At 44.5% G+C, this 21392-nt stretch carries 25 protein-coding genes; 11 read left to right on the top strand and 14 right to left on the bottom strand.

The window, feature by feature from the left end; translation table 11 throughout:
• Positions 1–221 precede the first annotated feature (221 nt).
• The 3 genes from ICW03_RS10230 to ICW03_RS10240 are packed head-to-tail and all read right to left on the bottom strand — an operon-like array spanning position 222 to position 1863.
• Positions 222–608 (bottom strand): hypothetical protein, encoded by a 387-nt coding sequence (locus tag ICW03_RS10230; RefSeq protein WP_215347895.1) that lies wholly within the window; start codon positions 606–608, stop codon positions 222–224.
• Entirely contained in the window at positions 605–1519 is a 915-nt protein-coding gene (locus ICW03_RS10235; RefSeq protein WP_251374397.1) for an ImmA/IrrE family metallo-endopeptidase, read from the bottom strand. Before ICW03_RS10235 ends, ICW03_RS10230 begins: the two co-directional genes overlap by 4 nt.
• Positions 1516–1863 (bottom strand): helix-turn-helix domain-containing protein, encoded by a 348-nt coding sequence (locus ICW03_RS10240; protein WP_101048178.1) that lies wholly within the window; start codon positions 1861–1863, stop codon positions 1516–1518. The genes ICW03_RS10235 and ICW03_RS10240 overlap by 4 nt, the downstream gene beginning before the upstream one ends.
• 216 nt (positions 1864–2079) lie before the next feature.
• Between ICW03_RS10240 and ICW03_RS10245 the strand changes: the two genes are divergently transcribed.
• The 3 genes from ICW03_RS10245 to ICW03_RS10255 all read left to right on the top strand — a co-directional run bounded on the left by ICW03_RS10245 (position 2080) and on the right by ICW03_RS10255 (position 5647).
• Complete coding sequence (locus ICW03_RS10245) at positions 2080–3324, top strand: hypothetical protein (RefSeq protein WP_215347897.1); 1245 nt, start codon at positions 2080–2082, stop codon at positions 3322–3324.
• Positions 3325–3584: 260 nt separating this feature from the next.
• Positions 3585–4265, top strand: a complete 681-nt coding sequence (locus tag ICW03_RS10250) for a hypothetical protein (protein WP_371819877.1) — start codon at positions 3585–3587, stop codon at positions 4263–4265.
• Between the two features lie 458 nt (positions 4266–4723).
• Entirely contained in the window at positions 4724–5647 is a 924-nt protein-coding gene (locus tag ICW03_RS10255) for a DUF6268 family outer membrane beta-barrel protein (RefSeq protein WP_215347901.1), read from the top strand.
• 211 nt (positions 5648–5858) lie between these two features.
• Here ICW03_RS10255 and ICW03_RS10260 read toward each other — a convergent pair whose 3' ends face one another.
• From ICW03_RS10260 to ICW03_RS10275, 4 genes are all read right to left on the bottom strand, one after another.
• Positions 5859–6686 carry a cation transporter gene (locus ICW03_RS10260; RefSeq protein ID WP_215347903.1) on the bottom strand — a complete coding sequence of 276 codons (828 nt, stop codon included), beginning with the start codon at positions 6684–6686 and terminating at the stop codon, positions 5859–5861.
• Positions 6687–6863: 177 nt separating this feature from the next.
• Positions 6864–7295, bottom strand: coding sequence for a DUF3106 domain-containing protein (locus ICW03_RS10265; RefSeq protein WP_215347905.1), 432 nt, complete (start codon positions 7293–7295; stop codon positions 6864–6866).
• Positions 7296–7343: 48 nt separating this feature from the next.
• A complete protein-coding gene (locus ICW03_RS10270; protein ID WP_215347907.1) occupies positions 7344–8525 on the bottom strand; it encodes an MFS transporter in 1182 nt (393 codons plus the stop codon).
• Positions 8526–8734: 209 nt separating this feature from the next.
• Complete coding sequence (locus ICW03_RS10275; RefSeq protein WP_215347908.1) at positions 8735–9571, bottom strand: DUF2806 domain-containing protein; 837 nt, start codon at positions 9569–9571, stop codon at positions 8735–8737.
• Between the two features lie 780 nt (positions 9572–10351).
• Between ICW03_RS10275 and ICW03_RS10280 the strand changes: the two genes are divergently transcribed.
• Positions 10352–11338 carry a restriction endonuclease PLD domain-containing protein gene (locus ICW03_RS10280; RefSeq protein ID WP_215347910.1) on the top strand — a complete coding sequence of 329 codons (987 nt, stop codon included), beginning with the start codon at positions 10352–10354 and terminating at the stop codon, positions 11336–11338.
• Here ICW03_RS10280 and ICW03_RS10285 read toward each other — a convergent pair.
• A complete protein-coding gene (locus ICW03_RS10285) occupies positions 11335–12420 on the bottom strand; it encodes a DNA cytosine methyltransferase (RefSeq protein ID WP_215347912.1) in 1086 nt (361 codons plus the stop codon). The two genes, ICW03_RS10280 and ICW03_RS10285, sit on opposite strands and share 4 nt — an antisense overlap.
• Before the next feature lie 44 nt (positions 12421–12464).
• Positions 12465–12815, bottom strand: a complete 351-nt coding sequence (locus tag ICW03_RS10290; protein ID WP_215347914.1) for a polyhydroxyalkanoate synthesis regulator DNA-binding domain-containing protein — start codon at positions 12813–12815, stop codon at positions 12465–12467.
• 157 nt (positions 12816–12972) lie between these two features.
• Here ICW03_RS10290 and ICW03_RS10295 point away from each other — a divergent pair, with 157 nt between their 5' ends.
• The 3 genes from ICW03_RS10295 to ICW03_RS10305 all read left to right on the top strand — a co-directional run bounded on the left by ICW03_RS10295 (position 12973) and on the right by ICW03_RS10305 (position 14569).
• The gene (locus ICW03_RS10295) at positions 12973–13287 is read left to right on the top strand and encodes a hypothetical protein (RefSeq protein ID WP_215347916.1); all 315 of its coding nucleotides are present in this window, start codon (positions 12973–12975) and stop codon (positions 13285–13287) included.
• 3 nt (positions 13288–13290) lie between these two features.
• A complete protein-coding gene (locus tag ICW03_RS10300) occupies positions 13291–13539 on the top strand; it encodes a hypothetical protein (RefSeq protein WP_215347918.1) in 249 nt (82 codons plus the stop codon).
• A gap of 61 nt (positions 13540–13600) precedes the next feature.
• Positions 13601–14569 (top strand): YafY family protein, encoded by a 969-nt coding sequence (locus ICW03_RS10305; protein ID WP_215347920.1) that lies wholly within the window; start codon positions 13601–13603, stop codon positions 14567–14569.
• Between the two features lie 156 nt (positions 14570–14725).
• Here ICW03_RS10305 and ICW03_RS10310 read toward each other — a convergent pair whose 3' ends face one another.
• Positions 14726–14932, bottom strand: a complete 207-nt coding sequence (locus tag ICW03_RS10310) for a hypothetical protein (RefSeq protein ID WP_215347921.1) — start codon at positions 14930–14932, stop codon at positions 14726–14728.
• Positions 14933–15059: 127 nt separating this feature from the next.
• Here ICW03_RS10310 and ICW03_RS10315 point away from each other — a divergent pair, with 127 nt between their 5' ends.
• Positions 15060–15773 carry a DUF3800 domain-containing protein gene (locus ICW03_RS10315; RefSeq protein ID WP_215347923.1) on the top strand — a complete coding sequence of 238 codons (714 nt, stop codon included), beginning with the start codon at positions 15060–15062 and terminating at the stop codon, positions 15771–15773.
• Between the two features lie 183 nt (positions 15774–15956).
• Complete coding sequence (locus ICW03_RS10320) at positions 15957–17228, top strand: integrase (RefSeq protein WP_215347925.1); 1272 nt, start codon at positions 15957–15959, stop codon at positions 17226–17228.
• Positions 17229–17682: 454 nt separating this feature from the next.
• On the opposite strand, the gene ICW03_RS10325 is transcribed toward ICW03_RS10320, so the two are convergent.
• From ICW03_RS10325 to ICW03_RS10335, 3 genes are read right to left on the bottom strand one after another with little or no spacing between them, the layout of a single operon-like run.
• Positions 17683–18078, bottom strand: a complete 396-nt coding sequence (locus ICW03_RS10325; protein ID WP_215347927.1) for a hypothetical protein — start codon at positions 18076–18078, stop codon at positions 17683–17685.
• 55 nt (positions 18079–18133) lie between these two features.
• Positions 18134–18283 carry a hypothetical protein gene (locus ICW03_RS10330; RefSeq protein ID WP_215347929.1) on the bottom strand — a complete coding sequence of 50 codons (150 nt, stop codon included), beginning with the start codon at positions 18281–18283 and terminating at the stop codon, positions 18134–18136.
• A gap of 56 nt (positions 18284–18339) precedes the next feature.
• The gene (locus tag ICW03_RS10335; RefSeq protein WP_215347931.1) at positions 18340–18777 is read right to left on the bottom strand and encodes a DUF6641 family protein; all 438 of its coding nucleotides are present in this window, start codon (positions 18775–18777) and stop codon (positions 18340–18342) included.
• A gap of 145 nt (positions 18778–18922) precedes the next feature.
• Here ICW03_RS10335 and ICW03_RS10340 point away from each other — a divergent pair, with 145 nt between their 5' ends.
• The gene (locus ICW03_RS10340; RefSeq protein WP_215347932.1) at positions 18923–19285 is read left to right on the top strand and encodes a hypothetical protein; all 363 of its coding nucleotides are present in this window, start codon (positions 18923–18925) and stop codon (positions 19283–19285) included.
• 705 nt (positions 19286–19990) lie between these two features.
• Positions 19991–20557, top strand: coding sequence for a site-specific integrase (locus ICW03_RS10345; protein ID WP_215347933.1), 567 nt, complete (start codon positions 19991–19993; stop codon positions 20555–20557).
• Here ICW03_RS10345 and ICW03_RS10350 read toward each other — a convergent pair.
• Complete coding sequence (locus ICW03_RS10350) at positions 20549–21334, bottom strand: hypothetical protein (RefSeq protein ID WP_215347934.1); 786 nt, start codon at positions 21332–21334, stop codon at positions 20549–20551. The two genes, ICW03_RS10345 and ICW03_RS10350, sit on opposite strands and share 9 nt — an antisense overlap.
• Positions 21335–21392 lie beyond the last annotated feature (58 nt).

Below are 21392 nucleotides of genomic sequence, written 5' to 3' on the forward strand. Positions count from 1 at the left end.
CGAGGCCTCGGCTTCGCGCAGCCGTAGCAGCGCCACAGCGATTAGATCAACGACTTCTTGCTGCGGGTGTCGGGGGGCTGCGCCAGCCCCGAAATTTGAGATGTGTTTGTTGTTTTGCATGATTAGCGTTCCAGTAGAAAACGCTTGTCATGCTATGGGTCATCCCCCCTCCAAGTAACTACTTTCGTGGAGATGAGTGGAGGACGCGCAAAGTCCGCTAGTTATTCGAATTCGTAATCGCGAGGTTCGTCGTAATTTCGCTCGCGACAGACGATTCCTTCTTCGCGCATCTTCTTGATGAAGCCTGGCCCATCACCCGTGAGATGACTTCCATCGTCCTGCTTTCCATTGTGGCTAGAGCCAGCGGTCAATGGCGAACCAAACGTTTCCTTGTGCATCTTCAAGCATTGACGCCCCACGCCTTGCCCCTTGCACCCCTCTAACCCTAAATTGGTGATGTGGTAGTAATCATCGCCATCACACTCTCGGTAGCTCAACAGGATGGACCCACACTTCTTCCCATCTTTTGTCACAAGTATTTCCGATCCATCTGTGACATCAATGTCGTACTGCTGACCCGATTTAGACGTGAACAAAGTGGTCGTCATTGATCGTTCCCCATGAACTTGTCATAGCTATCGAATGAGCGTTGATCGTTCCAAGAGTTATCCCATCGGCGGGGCTCGGCATCTTCAAGTATCAGCAATGTCAGAACACGGTCACGCACGCCGTAGCTGTGCTTGAACTCTTGAAGCTTCATGTACGGCTGCTCCCCAACGCACCAGACGGAAGCAGACATATCAATACCAGTCCACTCCTGGGCGATGCTTGCATCGGCAGCTACAGTGTCTCGCAACGGCTCCACTGGGTCGCTCAGTCTACGAATGCGTGTGTTGCTGAGTACAGCACTTCTGCTGCGCCATTCGTATTTGAGAAACCCGTTGTCCCAGTGCAGCAAGATGGCTCGCTTTTCTGTGTACTTGATGAAGCGAATGCACAACGCTTCAAACGAGACGCCGAATGACTTCGCAAGTCCACTGAGAAGGTGCAGGTCAACGTCCTGACTTGTAATCCGCTCACGCAGTACATCCCCTGGCATCAGAAGGTTGCTTGCGAAATCATCCGCCTCGCGCTCGATGACGCCTGCACTTTCCAAGCTCAGATGCACTGCTGCTTTGTCGCAGTTGAATGTGCGCCGCTTGGCTCTGTGGAGGACAAAGTGACCCAGCTCGTGTGCGATCGTGAAGCGACGACGTTCAGGGCTGGCATCCTCATTAACGAAGATGCCCCATTCGGTTGGATCGTTCGGGTTGCACACCAGCATTCCCTCTGAGCTTCTCACTGGAGACGCCATGGGGGGCTTGATGATCTTGACGCCTTCTCCGTAGGGAGTGCCAGGCAACCCCTCTCGAACCATGTCGAGGTCTGTGTACGCAGCCGTCTCCCCACTGGCCACGCGAATCCATCGCAGGATGGTGTTGGCTGCCTTGCTCGGGGTCAGTTGAGCGCTGTCACTCAACTCTTGGTTTCCTCTTGCCCCGCAGTTGGGAACATCAGTTTGAGGGCTTGTTGATAGCGCTGCTTTTCTTCTTCCGTCATGCCAGCGTACTGGCGAAAGAAGGCCACGTCTTCAACGGATGCTTGGGGAACCTGCTCATTTGATTCGTTCATCAGGTCCTCCATCGTGACCCCCAGAACCTTGGCCAGCAGATGAATCCGCTCGGCAGAAGGGCGTTGCCCCTCCTTCATTTCCAGTTCCCAGATGTACGCCTTGGTACAGCCAACGGCGTCGGCTACCTGCTGCAACGTCAGCTTTTTGGCCTCTCGTAAACGCCGTAAACGCGCTCCTAGGGTCGATGCCATGGAAAAGCTCCTGTCTGAATCAAGTCAGCCTCAAAGTATAGCACTGAGATACACATTCACCCAGATGTTCTACGTCGTTTGACAAGCGGAAATAAGCGGGACACAATTACGCTGTATCTCGCCACTTTACTTTGACGGGGTATTTGTTTACCACCCGTCGGCCAGCGCCAGCATCCCCTGCACGCAGAACACCGACATTTCATAAGGACCAAGAAAATGAAAAAAACCTTTGTCGATGTGCTGCTGGAGCTGCCCGTAGACAACACTCTCCAAAACTTCCTGGCAGCTAACGGTCTGCCGTTGCCCGACGATCTGTCTTGGTCGGATGGCCAAGAGGTCACCCGGACCGTAATTGAAGCGATCCGGACATGGCCAGACGAAATTGCTCGAGACGCGCTCATTGCCAAATTGATGGCCAGTGTTGCACTTGGGGATGCGGCTGGTAAACAAGCGATGTTCCAGGTTGCAAGGCAGGATGGCGTCGCCCTTATGGGGCTCGTTTCCAACCAAAGCGATATCCATCGTTCGTTCTGGCTGTATGTGAATTACCCAGCACTCTTTGACCTGGCCGGTGACGTTGACTTCTTCGAACGCCATGGATCACAGGCTCAGCAGAATGAACTTGGGGTGAAACGCAAACCCGACACGTCTGAGGCAGCCTTGCTCGGAATGCGGCAGTCCATCTCGGCGTTCTACCAGCGAGAGTTGCAGTGCGGTGACGGCAGCGTGGCTTATGTCCTAGAGCGCTCCCCAGATGTCTACCTGTTGACTGTTCATGTGAAGGACCTGGCGATGTTGCGCCTCGAGTTCGAAGGCTCGAACCTGACTCGCCGCGTCGGCAATCCCAACATTCACATGGTGCTGGAGTATTCAGCCAAGACCGGTGTCGCCCGCTCACTGGTCAAAGGCGGAGTCAAGTACCACACCATGCTGCTCGAGGCCTTCTCAGAGCACCTGCTGGGCGTCAAGGTGGAGGCCCACCGCATCAAACCGCCCACCCTTGATCTGTCTGCACTCCGACTGGGTTTCGATGTACCTCAAGCCTTGACGACCGACGGCTTCATGGCTGTTCAGGTCAAGACACTGTCCCTGCTCAGCCCACATGGTGATCTCAAGATCGAATGCACCGCAACAGCATCAAGCGACCAACAGTGCGTGACCGAATTGATCGCTGAAGCATTCCCCAGCGAGAACCCGCTCAAGCGCAACTGGCAGATCAATTCGGCGCACATCAATCTGTACTACCCCCCACAGCCGGGCAAGATGCGATCCAAGGTCATCACCATCGAGATCACCCGCAAAGGGCGGCTGAACCTTCACAAGTTCGACGCCAAGATGCAAGCTCAACTGGAGGGCTACCTCGTGACTCTTGGCATCCTTGATGCGGGTCAAACGCTCAGTGCCAACGAGCAGCAACCCGGTGAGGACGCATTTCAGTCCGAACCGGCGTTCCAGGAGTGAGCGTGACTGCGCATCACGCATGGTCATTGGTGTGCCGCTTGTTCGCTGAGGGAACGCCCGTATTTCGGTACGCGCTGTCTCCGAACGAGCTTGCGGCATGCTCACTGCTAGGCTCCGCTATAAAGCCTGCTACCGTCAATCAGCAATACGCACTCTGCCCATACTGCAACTTGCATCGGGGGCAGGTCGTTGCTGATGGCAAGGGGGGCAGACTTTGCCAATGCCCTGAATGCGGTCCGATCCAGCTCGAGCCACAGGACATGGCAGCCGTCACGCTCAACGAGGATTGGTTGCGACAAAGATTGCGCATGGCAATGGAGATCAACAGCCGCGATGGAATCGATCAAGTGGGTCCTGGCGTCTGGCGGATAGGCGATGCACGACAAGGACCTGTCATTCTGGCTCGCAACTTGTCCGGCTTGGTTCACGCACCGGCGACCCTCGATGCGCTGCGAGTCAACGCCTCTAGGTTGCGGGTGATCACGCCCAAACCTATCGACCAGACCGCACACCCATTTGCCGCTGACATAGATTGGCTACCGCTCCAGGAGCGGTTTGCCTTTTACGGCGGCGGAATCTCATTTATTGCCCCACAGGGCCAACGCCCCACAGAAACGCAACGTGAGCCCGCTAAACCGGTTTACGGCCCCTTTGCTGAGGACTTCCGCTCGGTGCTGTTACCAGAGCTTGGCCACATCAACCTCACCGAGGCTCAGGCCTCCGTTTTTGGGTCGCTTTGGTCGTTCAAGGGTGAGCCCATGCGAGCCGAGCGAATCATGGAGCGGGCCGGTTTGCAAAGCGACAAACCGATCGATGTGTTCAAGGTGAAGTCACGTGACAAGGGAAAAGCTGGAGCTGACCTTCCGTTGATGGCTTATAAAAAGTTGGTGGTCACTCAGCAGCGGCAAGGTCTCTACGCGTTGCCTTGTGCTGCGGAGTGACTACTTTTTCGGGCATTTTCTCAACGCGTTGTGTGTGACAACACACAAACCACATGGTTTGCCTCAGCAAGTCGAACGCAAAACCTTCGTATGCGACACACGCATAAGTCATTGCCACATAAGGCGTTCTGCGTGTGCCACTTCGTCAGTGTTCGCAGAAGTTTTGTGAGAAGAGAGAGCGGAGTATGAGATTCGGGGGCCGTTACCGGCTCGGATGCTGGAGGGGCATGGCACACGTAGAATCGCGCCGGACCCCGCACCAACTTGCGGTCGCCAAAATGAAAACGCCCAACTGAGAACAGTTGGGCGTCTTGATATGGTGGCCCGGGGCGGAATCGAACCAGGGCAGAGGATATCTAGACATAATAACTGTCGTTTAAATAGATATTTTTAATATTAGAGGCTTATTATTGCTTTTTATACAGCCTTGGATTCTAGAAAACAGTTATCCTAAGACCATGAAAAAATATTTGTCCACCTTAAGCATATCCCTGATCTGGTTTGGAATTCCTATGGTAGGCCATGCCCAACCTGATGGAGTCGCACAAAATGATGCTATTAAGGCTACGGTTAGTGTTACGGGAATAAACCAATTTAATACCAGCCTAAATACGGGTGGGAATTTTGGGTGGTCTAGTGCTGGCGCCACGCTCAATTTGCTGAAACCCATTTCAGCGGCAACTTCAATTGGCGTCTCTGTTCGCTATGGCAGCCAGTTTTGGAACTGGAGCAATATGAATAGCTACGGCTATGGTGGGAAGAGTCCATGGACGACGATTAGCACTCCGGCACTGGGCCTCAGCTATTCTCACAAACTCGACTCTGATTGGAGGCTCAACTTTATTCCCACAATAGAGTCTTCTGCAGAGACTGGCGCCAATCTAAATAACTCCCTTACTTATGGCGCTATTTTTAATGGCTCAAAACAACTCTCGCCCACCTTAAATCTAGGCCTGGGTACTGGCGTCTTTCGCCAGATTGATACGAACCGAGTATTTCCATTTATTGTGATTGATTGGAAGATCTCTGATCGCTGGAATCTAAATAATCCATTCCCAGGTGGTCCAGCGGGTGGCGCAGGTCTGGAGCTAACCTATAAGGTTACTAGTGACTTTAAAGTGTCGGGCGGTGCAGCCTATAATAGCTATCGCTTTCGCCTAAATGATTCAGGCCCTTACGCTGGTGGCGTTGGTCAAAACAAGTTCATTCCCGTATTTGCCAAGTTTTCCTATGCGATTGATAGAACCACAGCCCTAGATCTTTACGCCCTTGCCAATATGGGAGGAAGTGTGACTGCCATTAACACCAACGGCAATACTGCCCTTAGCACCAATTACAGAACTGCTCCCGCAGTCGCTCTAAACCTCGTTAAGCGTTTTTGATTTCAGCGTCTAATTTGTCGTTTAAAACGACATCGACTGACGCAGGGATGTCTAATTGATTTGTCCTTTTAAAGGACGCTTCTTAATCAGGGTATCCGAAAGTAATGGTGGCTAACCATGCCAAGCCTTAAAAGAAAATAGCCCAACAAGTGGGCTATTGAGAATCTTGGTGGCCCGGGGCGGAATCGACCAGGGCTGAGGATACCTGACTCTATTTCAACCTTAATATCCGAATAGCGCCACTCAATACCAAGAATCCAATAGCTAAACCGATAATCCAATCGGGAATCGGACTGTTAAGCCAATCAACTAATACGCCAGCAATAATCACGCCTATGTTAGCCAAAACATCATTGGCAGAGAAGATATAACTGGCTCGCATATGAACGCCATCATTTTTGCGTTTAGATATTAGATATAGACAGGTGACATTAACCGCCAAAGCAAGTAACGAAATCCAAATCATGGCATTTGCCTGAGGCATTGCCCCAATGTAAATTTGATAACCTGTACGCCAAAAAGCAAGAGTGGCCAAAAGTAATTCAACAACACCAGCCAACTTAGCGGCTTTGAGCTTGTGCTGTGCGGCTTTACCAACGGCATATAAAGCTACCATATAGACTGCGGCATCAGCAAACATATCTAAAGCATCAGCGATAAGTCCTGCTGATTGAGCAATCCAGCCCACAATGATCTCAACGAAGAACATTAATCCGTTTAATGCTAAGAGCCAAATTAGGACTTTTCGCTCTTGAGCATCTTTGGCGGCATCTAATTGAGCTAGCTTAATTTCAAAGTCTTCTAACGCTTGGCTGCTTTCAATCTTTGCCCCAAAACCCAAGGGAACTAATTTATCGAGAACTACATTAGGCTCTTCGCTATGACAAATGATTAATTTGCGATTGGGAATATCAAAATCCATGGCGTGTATCGCCAAAGAACCCAATGCCATACGAATCATCTGCTCTTCCGATGGACAATCCATAGCAGGCACGATGAATATGGTTTTAGTTACAGAAGATTTTTGATGGGTTTCCATGTATTTACAAATGTAACTGAAAGTGGGCTTGTCGTTTAAAACGACAGCGCAGGCAAAGTCCAAAAGCGTCGAATACTGTGAATGTGGAGAGTAAAAATGAAAAAAACCACCCGAAGGTGGTTTTAGTGTGTCTTGGTGGCCCGGGGCGAAATCGACCAGGGACGAGGATATCTAATCCTAGCTAGACTGCTTGTGCCACTTTTGTTTTTCCTCTGGACTCATGTTCTCCCATTTAGCCTTGCGGGCTTTCATTTCGGCCTGCTCTTCTGGTGTTAAACCATCAAAGAAGGCCTTTCTCTCAGCCTTCATTTTTTCTTTTTGCTCAGGGGTAATAGATTGCCATTGAGCCTTCATTTTTTCGTGAACCAACTTACGATCTTCAGGGCTTAACGCCTTCATTTGATCGCGCATCTTATGCCAGTATTCTTTACGCTCTTCTGGCGTTGCCTTCAGTAATGCAGCATCCGTTTGTTTCATTTGCTCAAGACGCTGATCAAATGTTAGGTTGATGTTTGCTAAAGGGTTTGGTGGCTCGGGAATGGTCGCACCCGCTAATGAAAATACAGAGATGCCGAATAACAACCCCACTACAAACTTTTTAGAGTACATACACCCCCCTTTTTTTGATTGAATATGGTTCATTCTAATCTTAGACTTCTAATCTTCAAAAGCCTTTTTCAAGCCCAGCGTCAGCGGTAGAGTCAATAATACCGAGACAGCAATTAGGGCAATGGCATTAGACACTCCCAGCCTGTCGCCAGCAAAGCCATACACAAGCGGTGAAATAGCTCCAGCACCAATTGTTAACGTATAGAAGACGCCAAAGGCCCTAGATCGCATATGTTGCGGAACTAACTCAGGCACTGTTCCATAGAGCCCAGAAGACGTTCCATTTAGAGCGACGCCAACTAAGGGCAACATCAACATCACAACATCAACACTTAGTGGCAAGGTTAAGCCCATCAAAATGGTTGTAGCAATTTCAGTGATCAAAGTAGTTTTGATTACACCAAATCGTGCGGCAATAAACCCACAAACAAACTTGCCTGCGGCACCACCAGCGAAAGTTAGGCTAAGGGCAAAACCTACCTGAGTCACCGTTGCCCCTTTAGATATCAACAGAAAAGGTAATAGCGTTAGAAAACCCATCCGAGTAGCACTATCAATTACGGCAATTGATGATAGAGAAATAAAACCTAAATTAAGAAAGTTGCTACCCACAGCGTTTTTGCTTTTATCGCTAGAGGGTTTATCTGATTGGACCTTAGCGTTAATGGCAATCTTTGTTTTAGGCAATACAAGCGCCAACAACATGACAGCAATCAATCCCAATAAGCCCATCACACTGGTTACGGCATGCCAATCCCAAATTGCCAGTAGAGCCGCACAGAGAGATGGCAATAAGACCTTTCCGATATCTCCAGAAAAGTTATAGGTGCTTAAGGCGCCCCTTAATTCAGGGCCTTCAAAAGCATGAGAAGTTAATGAAGAAGAAAGGGGGTGTTGAACACTGGCACCGATACCGCTAAGCACTAAGCAGGCGGCTAAACCCAAAAAACCGGTCGTCCAGCCAGACAATAAAAATCCTACTGCCGCAATCAAAGTGCCAAACAGCAAAAGGCGCTTTTCACCAATCCTTTCGGACAACATACTGGATGGAACTTGTAGTGAAGCCATTGCTCCTGAATACAAAGTCTTTAGGGAGCCAACATCAGCAAGTGATAAACCAAATGCCATTTGCCAAATTGGAAACATGACATAAAGCAGGTCGGTATATCCATCATGAAGAATATGAGCACCACAACAGGCGCTGAGAATTCTTTTCTTGAGGGCTTTCATATCAACAATGTAACTGAGCCCAAATGAAAAAACCACCCGAAGGTGGTTTTATTGATTCTAGGTGGCCTGGGGCCGAGGATGTCTAACTCTACTTCTAGACTGTCGTTTAAAACGACAATCCATCGCACACTCATTAGCGCCCTTGCTAAACCATTGAATCACTTGGTGAAATTATTAGCGCGATCTATTACCGCTCCGAGAGAGGAAACTTAAACGGGCTTTAAGTTTTTATATGTGAGCTTGCTACCTGAAATCTCCACAACATCTCCAACCTGAGCATCAAATCCTTGTGATTTAATTTTTTCAGCTATCACATTCACCATGCCAATATTAGGAGGTATTTTTATTAAGTTATAGAGTTGAAGGCCTATAGCCGTCAGCAGACAAACTGGATGGATTTTCAATACTCTTTGAGGGTCTGGATTTGTGGCTAATATTAATTTCTCGTTTGAAACAATTGCTAGCGTAAATGCATCTCCTGAACTACTTCTCCAATTCTTTTCCATGCCAAATGTATCAACGCCAGAGAGCAACCCTAATTCTTGTAAGTTAAGCAACTTATCAAATGTGATGTTGTTGGCATTCAGTATTGCTTCGTCGCCTCTATAAATAAAACCCTCAAATGCAAATGGCATTATTGATTCAATTAAAGCGGCCTCATCTTTACTAAGGTGCTTTAAAAAATCTAAGGTTCTTAACGAATAGGTCCCTGGACCCTTGGATTCACCTGCCAATACCTTGCCCCAGAGACTAATTAACTCTTCAGAAGAAACTGATGATGCGCCATCCCTCCATCTCAGCAACCAGTCGCCATCAATTGACTTATCTGATGGTGACTGGGTGTCTCGCAACAATTCTTCCTCAGCATAGTGAATTGCTTTATTAACGCTGACCTCTTTTCTAATTTCTTCGGCTTTTATTCCCTGGATTGACTGGCCACTAATAAACCCAATAGTTAACTGATTTCCAGGTTTACTATCAATATCAACTATTTCGCCGCTAGGCAACAAAGCCTTTTCACCTCTTTTGATGGCAAGGGCATCCAACTCAACTTGTGCCATTTGAAGCATCTCTGCTTTTCTGACCTCAATCATCGCCTGACCCTCTCTTCTGATCTGCCAGGGCTTCAATAGAGAGCCAATACCCCTGTCGATGAGGCTGTCCCATAACTTGATAACTAATCGCTCTCCTGGGAACGTCATATGGCCTTCTTATCGACTTTATTCAATTGACTCAGTTTATAGCCAGGAAATTGATTTAGATAGAAGCAATGGAAGTGGAATTTGTGGCGTCGTTTTAAACGACAACTTCCAGCCGCTACCCTCCACTCCATGCCATATGGCATATGAGTTTTTGCCAGCAAAGTCTTATTCTTCGGTACTTTCAAGGTGGTGTGTCACACGGTGTGTGCTACGGTGAAAACCTTGGTTTTCTAAGTGCTTGATTTTATTGGGATTTAGGGTCGGACAACCTGGACGCTGTGCTTTATGATTCCGTCGCTCTAACCAGCTGAGCTAATTCGCCGAAGGTGAGATTTTAGCGTAATTTAGCCTAGAGAGCTATTTCGAGCCGCCTAGATTCTTCTTCCCTTGAAAAATGGTGTTTTTTACGGTTTAAAAACGGTACACACCTTATGTACAGAATTTGTCGTTTTAAACGACTTATTTTTAGCGCCAAACCCTCAAAATCTACTAAAAGTTATAAAAGGTTAATATTCATCACTACCCAAAAAATAGCTTCGGCAAAAAATTGTGATGCATACATACCGCGCAAATGATCATCTCATCACCAATGAAAGCGAAATCTTTGAGGCACGACATTTTGTCTTGAATAGCCTTAAAGACTGTAAGGCAGTAAAAATCGCTAGCGGATATGTTGGACTTGGCGCATTCCAAGAGGCATTAGAGCCTTTTAAAAAAATTCTCCAGGATGGTGGGCAGGTTACTTTAGTTTTTGGCCTAGGCTACTGGGAAGGAATTTCGCCGGCACTAGAAAAACTCTTAAGAGAGTTCCATGATCTAGCACTCACATACAAAAACGATTCCGGAGTATTTTTCTGTCAAAAAGATAGATATCACGGAAAGTTTTATATCTTTGAAACAGATTTAGATAAGTGGGCAAGCGTTGGCTCATCCAACTTTTCTGATACCGGCTTTGGGAACTGGCTCGAATCTAATATCAAAATTAATTCTGAGCATGAAGTTAACTTACTCAACGAATACTTTTTAAGACTAAAAAAGAATAATGCCAAATCCATAGATCAACTAATCTTTCCAAGCAGAAGAAAAGAATTAAAGAAGAAATCGGTCAAGCAGAATATTGGATTACCCCCAAATGTCAGCTCTCTACCTGTTACATTTAAATTAAAAATTAAACCTCAGCCTAGATCTCACATGAATCTTTTCGCTGGAGTTGGGCGAAAGAACTTAAAGGGAATTTATATTCTTCGACCTTGGTACGAAGTTGAGATTGGTGTTACTAAGAGTGAGATGCAAGGTTTAACGGGCATCGTCCCCCCTCAAAAAGATCCCTTTATCATCAACACAGTGGACGCAAGCGGCAACATAATGCCAGCCTTGTTCAAGAGAAAGACGGCTAGTCCAACCTCTAACAACACTCTATTGGATGGCTCAGACTTTATGAGTCAAAACAGAATTGAATTAGGGCGATTTATAAAAGACAAGCTAATTGATGCGGGACTATTGCGCTATGGTGAGCTAATCACCGAAGACACACTAGATATGTACGGGAATGACTACTTAGAATTTAGAGCATTACCAGGACGCAAAAACTATTATTACTTGAGCTTTTAAGGAAGTATTTCTAAGTTTGATTTCACTGAAGGGTAATCCACGCCCTCTAACGTTTTCATAATTGCTTCAAAAATAACCTTAGCTCCAGCAGGTGGCACAGCCATTCCGATTTGTCGACGAATAGCCTCTTTATTACCTTCGAATACAAATTCATCAGGGAATGTTTGAAGTCTTGCTCGCTCCCTATTTGTTAATGCGCGATGTTCTGCCCAGTGATACACATGGGTTCCACCACCACCTGAGCCCGTAATTGTGTAAGCTGGCTTTGTAGGGTCCAGTCTTTTGTAGATCTGACTAATTTGAGCGCCAGTCACATTGAGCTTTAAATCTGCTGGCAACTTAGCTGTCCAAGCATTTTCACCAGGCTTTATATGCTTTAAGCGAGCAACTACTCTTGGGTGTTGCTTGGTTAACTCATGGTTTGCTGCATTAGCCTTGATTGGCGGCTTTTCAATCGCCTCTTTACAAGTCTTTTGCTTTTTTAAATGCGTTGGCACTGGAGGATTGAAAGTTAATTTCAAATCTTTTCTTATGCCAACCATAATGACTCTATGCCTAGCCTGAGGAACACCATACTCTTCAAACTTATATAAGTGCGGAGTAATAACATAGCCTTTTCCAGCCCCCGAAAGATCTTCAAGAATCTTTAGAAATGTCTTTCCTTCGTTTGCGCTACGAATGCCACCTACGTTCTCGGCTATAAAAAACTTGGGGTTAAATTTATTCAGGATAGGAATGCCATAGCTATACAGCGGCCCAAACGTTCCATCAATTCCCTTATGCTCCCCTACCAATGAAAAATCATTACAAGGGAATCCATAAGCAAATCCATCAATTTTCTTTGATATCTTGGCTAGATCATCAGCAGTTATATCCCTAACATCAGCAACAACAGCCGATGTCTCTGTTGCTCCTTTTACATTCCGCCTATATGTAGCAACAGTCTCATCGTGGTAATCAACAGCCCAGCCATGCTCAAACCTCATGTCGGTCGAATCTGCCATTGCTTCGTTTGCCATTTCAGCGCCAATTGCGATGCCGCCAGGGCCAGAGAACAACTCACCTAAGATAATTTTTTTCATTGCTTGAGTATATTTTATTAATCTGCAAAAAGCAGCCTCAATATTTATTTTTCACTTTTTTCTTTGTTCGAAAAATTTGATAACAAAGAAGTTAAGAATGACTGGGATTGATTCAAGCCGTTTACATAGAAATCTTTTAAGGGGTTGTCGTACAACTTAATGATCATCTTCATCAGTTCAACTGAGAATATTTCATTGCCTGCAATACCCTCTTCAAGAATGATGCTTATTAGCACCTCTCTTGTTACATCCTCTTTTGTGGTGTTATCCAAAATAACAATCTCATTACCTTCAATGATTTTTTTACGAATGCTAGAAAATGGGACATAACAGCTCGCATTCTTGTCGTAGATTCGCCTATTCGGATACTTAACGTAATGAACTATGTTTGCCATTTAAATCACCCAGCCAATTCAAAAATTAAAAATTTATCTACAGATTCTAAGTAACTTCAAATAATGTCGTTTAAAACGACATTATTGATCAGGTGGCTCACTTATTGAGCCTGTACCTATTTAACCTTCTCCTAAGCATCAACCAAAGGAGAATCACATGAAATATCTAGTTTTATTGTTCCTACTTGCTCAGGCCGCACTTTACGCTCAAAAGAGCTTTGCTCAAGTCACCAATTTAGATAATTCGCCGTACAACATGCAAAACAGCCAATACAACATGGAGAACTCGCCTTACAACATGAGAAATAGTCCATACAACTTGGACAATAGCCAATACAACATAAGCTCTAAGAATGGTGTTTATGACAACTCAGGCAATAGGATTGGTTATGAAGTTAAGGCGCCTAGTGGCGTAACCAACTACTTTGATAATTCAGGCAATCGAATTGGCTACACACCATCGAAGCGTTGATCCATGTTTGCCAGCGCAGTTATTCTTAGCATTGTGGTTCCAATGCAGATATCACTAACTAAACCCCAATTTGAACCATTTATTGTTAAAGCAACAATTGATGCCGCCGTTCTTATTGGGCTTCCATCCTCAAAAGCAGCAAGAAAATATGCTCTACAGGCACAAAGGCCTGATTTCTTAATGGCAGAGTCCCAACTTGCTTCTGAGCCTGTTAATTGGCGAAGGCTGTATTTTAGAAAGCTCTTTTCTTGATAGGCTCATGATATGAGCCAGTGCAGTAACATTGATCTATCAAAGCTAATAGAGAACCATCATGGGTGACGTAGAGAGATTACACAAAATCAAATACATGATTCAGGCGCGTCAGTGTGTGCCACTGAATGATTTTCTAAATGAGCTAGAAATATCTAAAGCCACATTCAAAAGAGATTTGGAATATCTTCGAAGCAGAATGAATGCCTCCATTGTTTATGACAGATTTAAAGGTGGCTATTGTTTTGATGGACAAGTCGTTGGTGAAAAGATCGAGCTACCTGGTTTATGGTTCTCTGAAAAAGAGGCCACTGCACTTGTACTCATGCAACACCTTTTATCAGGGCTAGACAAAGGAGGATTGATTGAACCGCATATTGCTCCACTTACCTCAATCATTGATGGGATCCTAGGACAAAGTAATACACCCGCCAAAGAACTACGCAAAAGACTAAAAGTATTTGGCATGTCTGCTCGCAAAGGTTCGATTGAGAATTTTGAAGAAATTGGGAGCGCCTTACTCAAACGCAAACGAATTCAAATGACTTATTACGCACGTGGAACAAATAAGACTACTGAACGAGAAATATCGCCCCAGCGCCTGATCTTCTATAGAGATAACTGGTATTTAGATGCCTACTGTCATTTACGAAAAGATCTAAGAAGTTTTGCGCTTGATGGGATAAGCAAGGCAATTATTACCAACACTAAATCCGATGAGATTTCAGAAAAAGAATTGCATGAGCACTTTGCTGAGAGTTATGGAATCTTCTCAGGCAAAGCCAGTCAAAGAGCTAAGTTAAAGTTCAGCCCTGAAAAAGCAAGATGGGTAAGTGCAGAAACATGGCACGGACAACAAATTGGATCATTTGATAAAGATGGTAATTACCTTCTGGAATTTGATTACAACCAAGACCCAGAACTAGTAATGGATATATTGAAATATGGGTCTGGCATTGAAGTATTAGCACCAATAAGTCTACGCAAGCGAGTTAAAGATGAGCTTACAAATGCACTAAACAACTATTAGCACTATCTTATCTTTCGATTTCTGCGCTCAAACTCTATAGCCTCGTCCAATATTGCTTTTTGGCGTTTTGATTCTGCTGCAGTCGCCTTTTGCTGCTCAATCAATTTCCTACCTGTAATCAATTGTTGATCCTTAAGTAAGGACTCTAGCGTAGGCTTACTCTTCCCAAGGGAATCGTTCACGGGTCAGCTCCTCCTTGATTTCACGTTTGCTAGCGCCATTACGTTTATTTGTGCCGTACTTTGCCCAATGCTCACGGTCGGCAATGATTTCAGCTTGATCTATTTTGATGTCCTCAGCAAGCGAGGTTAGCTTTTCGGCCTTCACTTTGCCCACAAACTCTATGTTAGATCTATTACTCATCAAAAGATTCAAGTAATCCAAAAAAATTATAGGTTGAACTTGTGAGGTTAATTTTAAAGTAAGCAAAGATTGCCGTAATTTCTCAAACCTGAGAAGATAACCTTATCACTCGAAATCTAGGCTTTATATGCATCTTTGTTATTTTGATGAAAATAAACACTACGTAGGAAACCCTTACTTCTTCCTTGGGGGTTTATTAATACCCGATTCAAAGGCTATTGAATTTGAAAGTACGCTTTCACAAATTGCCTTTAATTTCTTTGGCTCCAGAACAATGACCCAGCAAAATGAAATCCATGGAAAAGATATTTTTCATGGAAAAGGGAATGCTAAAGGAAGAAAATTAGATGAACGCATCCAGGTATTTAAAGACATAACCAATTTTTTAATTACAAATAAAATTCCAATTCGATTGGTTTGTATTAACGTCGTAGACCATAAAGCAAAATACTACTATGCGATGCCACCCTATAGGCTCGGACTAATGCTCATGCTAGAGAGATTTTGCGCCTATTTAGATAAAGTCAAGGACATTGGGCTTGTCTTTGGAGACTATGAAGCAGATGAAGTTACTAATGCGGTAGTGGACTTTTCTGAATATAAAAATCAAGGCAAGACCCCCATGTACTATGGTCGCCCATTGGGAAGACTTTTAGATACAGTGTATTTCACACAGTCGCATCACAGCAGATTCCTTCAAGTTGCTGACTTAATTGTTTATATGGCTGGCAGATATGAACACGCATCAGCCCCCGCAAAGAGTTGGCACGAGAAAGAGGTTGAGGCATGTTGGCAAAAGATTAAGGCCAGTTCTGAATTTTTCATTCAACACTGGCCTTAGGATTTGGAACGACTAGCCTCCCTAAGGAAGGACTTGCTTTGGAACAAGCGCACTAGTCGCACTGAAATTATATCCATCCTTACATCCAAACCTCAATACCTGCTTTAAGCCGTTTAAAACGACATTTTCAGGTTGCCCAACCCTACACGCCGAAATTAAGCTATGTTTTTCAGCTAGAGAAACATGCCCAAAGAAACAGAAGTGCTTGCCCTTTTCTTTCAAAGCACCTCTAGCCCTGAAAAATCACCCCAACTCAAATATCTAGAAAATCTAGCTACTGGCAGGCTAGTACATATGAGGGATGGCAACATTACCCTATATAAGCGTGAACGCAGTAAGCAATGGCAAATGCGCTTTAGGCTTTATGACAAGCAGTGGCACAGAGTTAGTACTGGCTACGAGGATCTGGAATACGCCAAGAAGAAAGCTGGGGATATTTACGATAGAGCCCGCTTTATGGAAGAGCTGGGATTACCACCCTTAAACAAACGATTTGATTCAGCCGCAGAAGCAACCAAAGTAGAACTGCAAAGCGATTTAGACAATGGCGTGGGTAAAAAGATCTATGTGGATTACATCGCCGTTCTGGATAACTACCTCATTCCATTCTTTGGCAAAAAGTTCCTAACCAATATCAATCACCAAGATATTGCCGAGTATGAGCTGTGGCGAGCAGAGAAGATGAAGCGCAAACTCATGCGCTCAACGATGATGACGCACTTCTCCGCGTACAACCGCGTATTTGATTCAGCAATTAAACGAGGCTGGCTTAGTGATAAACATCCAGTGCCAAGACTAGGCACTAAAGGCGAAAAAAGCACCCCAAGACCTGCATTTACTAGAAAAGAAATTGATCACCTCTTTATCTTTATGAAAACCTGGAGCGAAGGCGGCAAAACAGAGGAAGCGCAAAACGGCAGACTGCTACTGAGGGATTACATAGAAATACTCATGGCAACAGGAATGCGCCATGGCACTGAAGCAAAGAACATTCAATGGAAGCACTTGGAATGGCATACAGATAAGACCGTTAGGTACTTAAGAATATGGGTCAGTGGCAAAACAGGTCCACGCTGGCTCATTGCTCGGCATGAAGCAGTTCCCGTGATTGAGCGATTAAAGCAACGCTTTACCGAATGGGATCACTTAAGCCTAGATCAGTTGATTGAAGAAAAACGGGAAGAGTATTTGTGGAGACATCCAAATGGCGAGCGTCCCTATGATTTTGTCAGTAGCTTTAAATGGTTAATGAAAGACTCAGGTTTACTACTTGCTACAAACGGATCCAAGCGTACCTTGTACAGCTTTAGGCATACCTATGCTACGTTTAGCTTAGTGGAGTGGAATATGGACATTCATACGCTAGCAAAGCAAATGGGCACGTCTGTACAAATGCTAGAACGCTTTTACAGCAAGCTCACTGCCACATTAGCTGCGGAGAAATTGGCGGGATGAATATATGTCGTTTAAAACGACTGGCATTGGGGTTAGCGCAATGAAAGCTAAAAAACTCAAAACTACCTCGGTTGACTCTAAGTTACCAGCCCAGCCTAGATATGAGAAAAGCCTACAAGATGCCATTGATCGCCATGAAACAATACTAAGCATTGGCAAACTGCAATATACGGCTGAGTACAAAACTTGTAGCCCATTTAGTCATTCACGCATAACTTACAAAGTGATCCCCAGAAATCAAGGATGCTCCGTACTAATTAAATTAATCAGAGTTTTAAACGTTGATTCAGGATTCCGAAAACATCAAAAACTCAACAGAAGTCCAAAACGAATAGCTATCAAATGGATGTCAAGGCTTAAGACGAGATATTAATTTATGCATTACCTGTCAATCCAAAAATCTGTCAACCAATAAAACAACACAATCGCCAGATCAAACCGCGATTTTGAATCATTAGAGCGGTTTGGGTGTTTCACCTCTTAAGTAATCGCGAAACATTTTTAAGTCTTGTGGTGATTTAGTAGTGATTGTCGGCGCTGTTGTAGCAGGTGACTTAGGTTGTGAAGGCGCAATCATTTTAGCTTGAGCAACTGGCTTGGCAACTACTTGTCGTACCGGCTTAGTCTGCTGAGCTACAGGGGCAGGCATTGTTCGTTGAGACAACTGCGCTACTTTAGGTTTAGGTATCTTTGGGGCTTTAGGCGCTTTGGCTTTTGGCTTACTTGCTTGTGCCACCTTTTGTTTTGCCTGTGCACTGGCTTGTTGGCTAATGGCACTCCAAGTGTTATTCATTATGACTCGCAGCAACCCCAATTGATCTTCTGCATTGGCAATTTCGTACATTCTCATGGCTTTCTCCTTTCCTTATATTTAGCGGATCGTCTAGGATTTAGACGATCCATTACTAAACCTCAGTTGGCAAATGCACGATATTGTTTGCACCATACTGCCCTTGCAATAAGAAATAAGCGTCCTGACTGCTATTGGCAAGTATTTGTGTTTGTACTACCCAGCCTTGTGGCTGTATGCGTACGTAAGCTACATAGGTTTTCATTTAATCAATCCATAGAAAAAGTGCTAACACTATGAGTAGCATTAGCACTTGGTTGTTCACTTGCCAAACCCTGCACGGACAGCGCCGCTAGCTTGCTCAATTTGCGTATCTAGCTCACCTGCCTCAACAGCGCCCTTAATAATCTCCAAGGCTTTGATGAGATCATCGGCACTAGCTACTTCTACAGCCGTCTTGCCTTTTGCAAATTCAATTACGCGACTTCCATATTTCACATTCAAGCAAACCTTGCCATCATTTGCTACAAACCACCACTGACGCACCCGCTTTTCATGTTCAATTGTTTTACGTGAGCCATCATAGTCTTTGACTGTTTTAAATTTCTTCACAGTAAAAGTGCCGCCTTCTTTATTGGCTTTAGCGAGCTGGATCTGCTCCCATACTTTTGTAGAGAGCTTATTGCGACGCTGCAAGATTGGGGGAATAGACGTTGGCTTTTTGGAACTCACCATTTTCAAACTGTTTAATGTGCTCATTTCATTTCTCCTTTGTAGTTAATGGGCACACTTAATTTATGGTCAGAGTTTTTGGTTGGACAACCTCTTTTTGCCAATATCTGCCAGAACCAAAGGATTTAAGCCAGATCCACTCTTCTTTTATTAGGTTTTGCTAAATAACTTTATGAACTACAAAAAGAAAAGGCTAACGGACGCACAGTTTCAAATTAACTGTCGCCAAAAATACGACTCAAAGATAACTGACAACCTACTAAAAGAGCACGGGCTCAATCCCCAGACCTTTTCAACAATGCCACTTGAATTAACCCAAGCTCGCATTGTTGCCGTAGAACTTCTAAAACATTACTCAGGCTTCTTAAACAAAGAACAAATCAAGGCGCTTAATAAATTCAACAGCAAAGTCATCAATAAAAAGAAATGCAACCAACTCAAACCTACATTGGCTTATCCAATTCTTAATCTCGCAACAAAAATCAAAAGACAGGCGCACAAACAAGAACAGCAAGCAAGGCTAAAAATTCAGTAACTCAGGTACAACCAACCTTCATAAACAGGTACAAACGCGGGTTGTAATACGTCGGCTAATGAGCCCGCACTTGGCATAACCGCTCTAAAGGTTATGCAATGCAAGTAGGCCGCAAGATTCCTAGAAATAGGTTTGAAGTTTTAATACATCTGTCTTCAATAAATCTTTTTAGAGTCGTGTTGGCGGGGGAATACTTAGTACCAATCTACACGTTGCGGCGGCGATAGTACTTTCTTAGTGCTATAGCCGTCGTATGACAAAAGAATCTATTGCCCAATCAGCAAAAGACAAAAAGGTGTGAGCGAGAGCGAAACACAGGACGAATGCAGTTCGTCCTTATATGTGTCCTAGGAATATGGGGTATAGACGCAAAATCACCAGGGGCATTTGATAAGTACTCCTTATAAATTTTTGGTAGCTCTATTTTTAAAGGGCACAGGACCCATTCGGGTATCAAATCATTCGTTTAAGCGGCGATCTAGCTCATTCGCATACATGGGTAGCAGAGGGCTAAATATATGTGCTTATACGAAGGATTTAGCCGTGGCATTTAAGCCACGAAATGTAATAGAAACACGAAACTATTACATTTAGAGCTAAGTCATTGAAATCGAAGAGATCTTTGTTTTGCCATTTTCGGTTGCTCAAACCAAACATAAGAAAACATACTGTAGTTGCTTATTTATTACATTTTGGGAGCTACATATGTCACAAGCAAAAACATTAAACACAACAGAACTACGCAGAGTGCTAGATCACATCGCTACACGCAAGCATTCAGCCCGTAATCGATGCGCCCTGCTTTTAACCCATTACGCGGGAATGCGTGTTGGGGAAGTTGCAGCATTACGCATTTGCGACGTTTTAAACGACAGCGGATCTATTAAAGATGAAATCCGTTTAAAGCCAGAACAAACTAAGCGCAAATATGCCAGAACTGTCTATATCAATGCCCGTATGCAAAAAGAGATTGCTCAGTACATACAGCGAGTACATATTACCGATACCAATAAGCCGTTGTTTTATACCCAAAAACGAGCAGGGTTTTCAGCCAATACACTTACGCAGTACTTTCACTTTCTATATAGACGTGCTGGACTCGAAGGTTGTAGCTCACATTCAGGAAGGAGGTCATTTCTAACATCCCTAGCGAACAAAGGCACAGCGATACATATATTGAAATCCTTGGCGGGACACCGCAACATCAGCACGACAGCTGGATACCTGTACTCCAGTCCAGATCAGATGAAAGCGGCCGTGGAATTAGTCTAACAGCTCTCTTGCCGTCGGCAGGTAGTCGCTAGTGTCCGGGAATCTACCAACAGTAGCATTAGCGATCAACTTTCTAGTATTTTCCAGGCTGTACTTAAGAGCCTCAATTAACCGACCTCTATCAGCGTCTGTCACCCTATTAGTCACAATACCATTGCTATCAGACAACGCATGCTTCTGGGCAAACTGATAAGTAATAAATCCTTCTTTGACTGATTCAACTTGATAGTCAAAATAAATCTCGAGATCTTTTTTAATCACATCGTAGCCAAACTTTTGCCCCAATTGAAAAATCTTTGCATTAGCAGTGGTATGCCTGTAAATGTCAAACTTTTTCTTTTCTTGATACTCCTCTTGCAGCCTTATCACTTGCTCAAACTGACGCCTTAAGATTTTTATATCCAAATGGAGAGGAACCTCGAGCAATAACGTAGGTGGCTCATCTTTTTTCTTTGGCGACTGCACTTTGTAAGTTAAATCCAAAGGTTTAATTTTCGTAAAGGGCACTCTCTCTTTAAAAATCTTGTAACCAGTCTTCTTCCACCACTTCTCAAAAGCCACATTACTTAGATCGCCAAATAGCTTGTAGGTGTCGGCAATAGCCTGATTCTTAAACACTTTAGTCTTCTGCGCTTCAGCGTACCAAGGTGATGCCTTAAGCACATCAAACCATGACTCATATATAGAGTACTTAGCTTTAGAGGCGGCCACTTCAAGAGTGAAGCCGTAGATATCGTCCTCTACTGGAAAGCCTTTGTAGAAATGTAACTCGTCCATGCATTCCTTAAGAAAAAGCTTTTACGGGCAAATTCTGAAGTCAACTTCGTGGACTTAC

The sequence above is a fragment of the Polynucleobacter sp. MWH-Aus1W21 genome (genome assembly GCF_018687275.1).
In the GTDB taxonomy this organism is placed as follows: domain Bacteria; phylum Pseudomonadota; class Gammaproteobacteria; order Burkholderiales; family Burkholderiaceae; genus Polynucleobacter.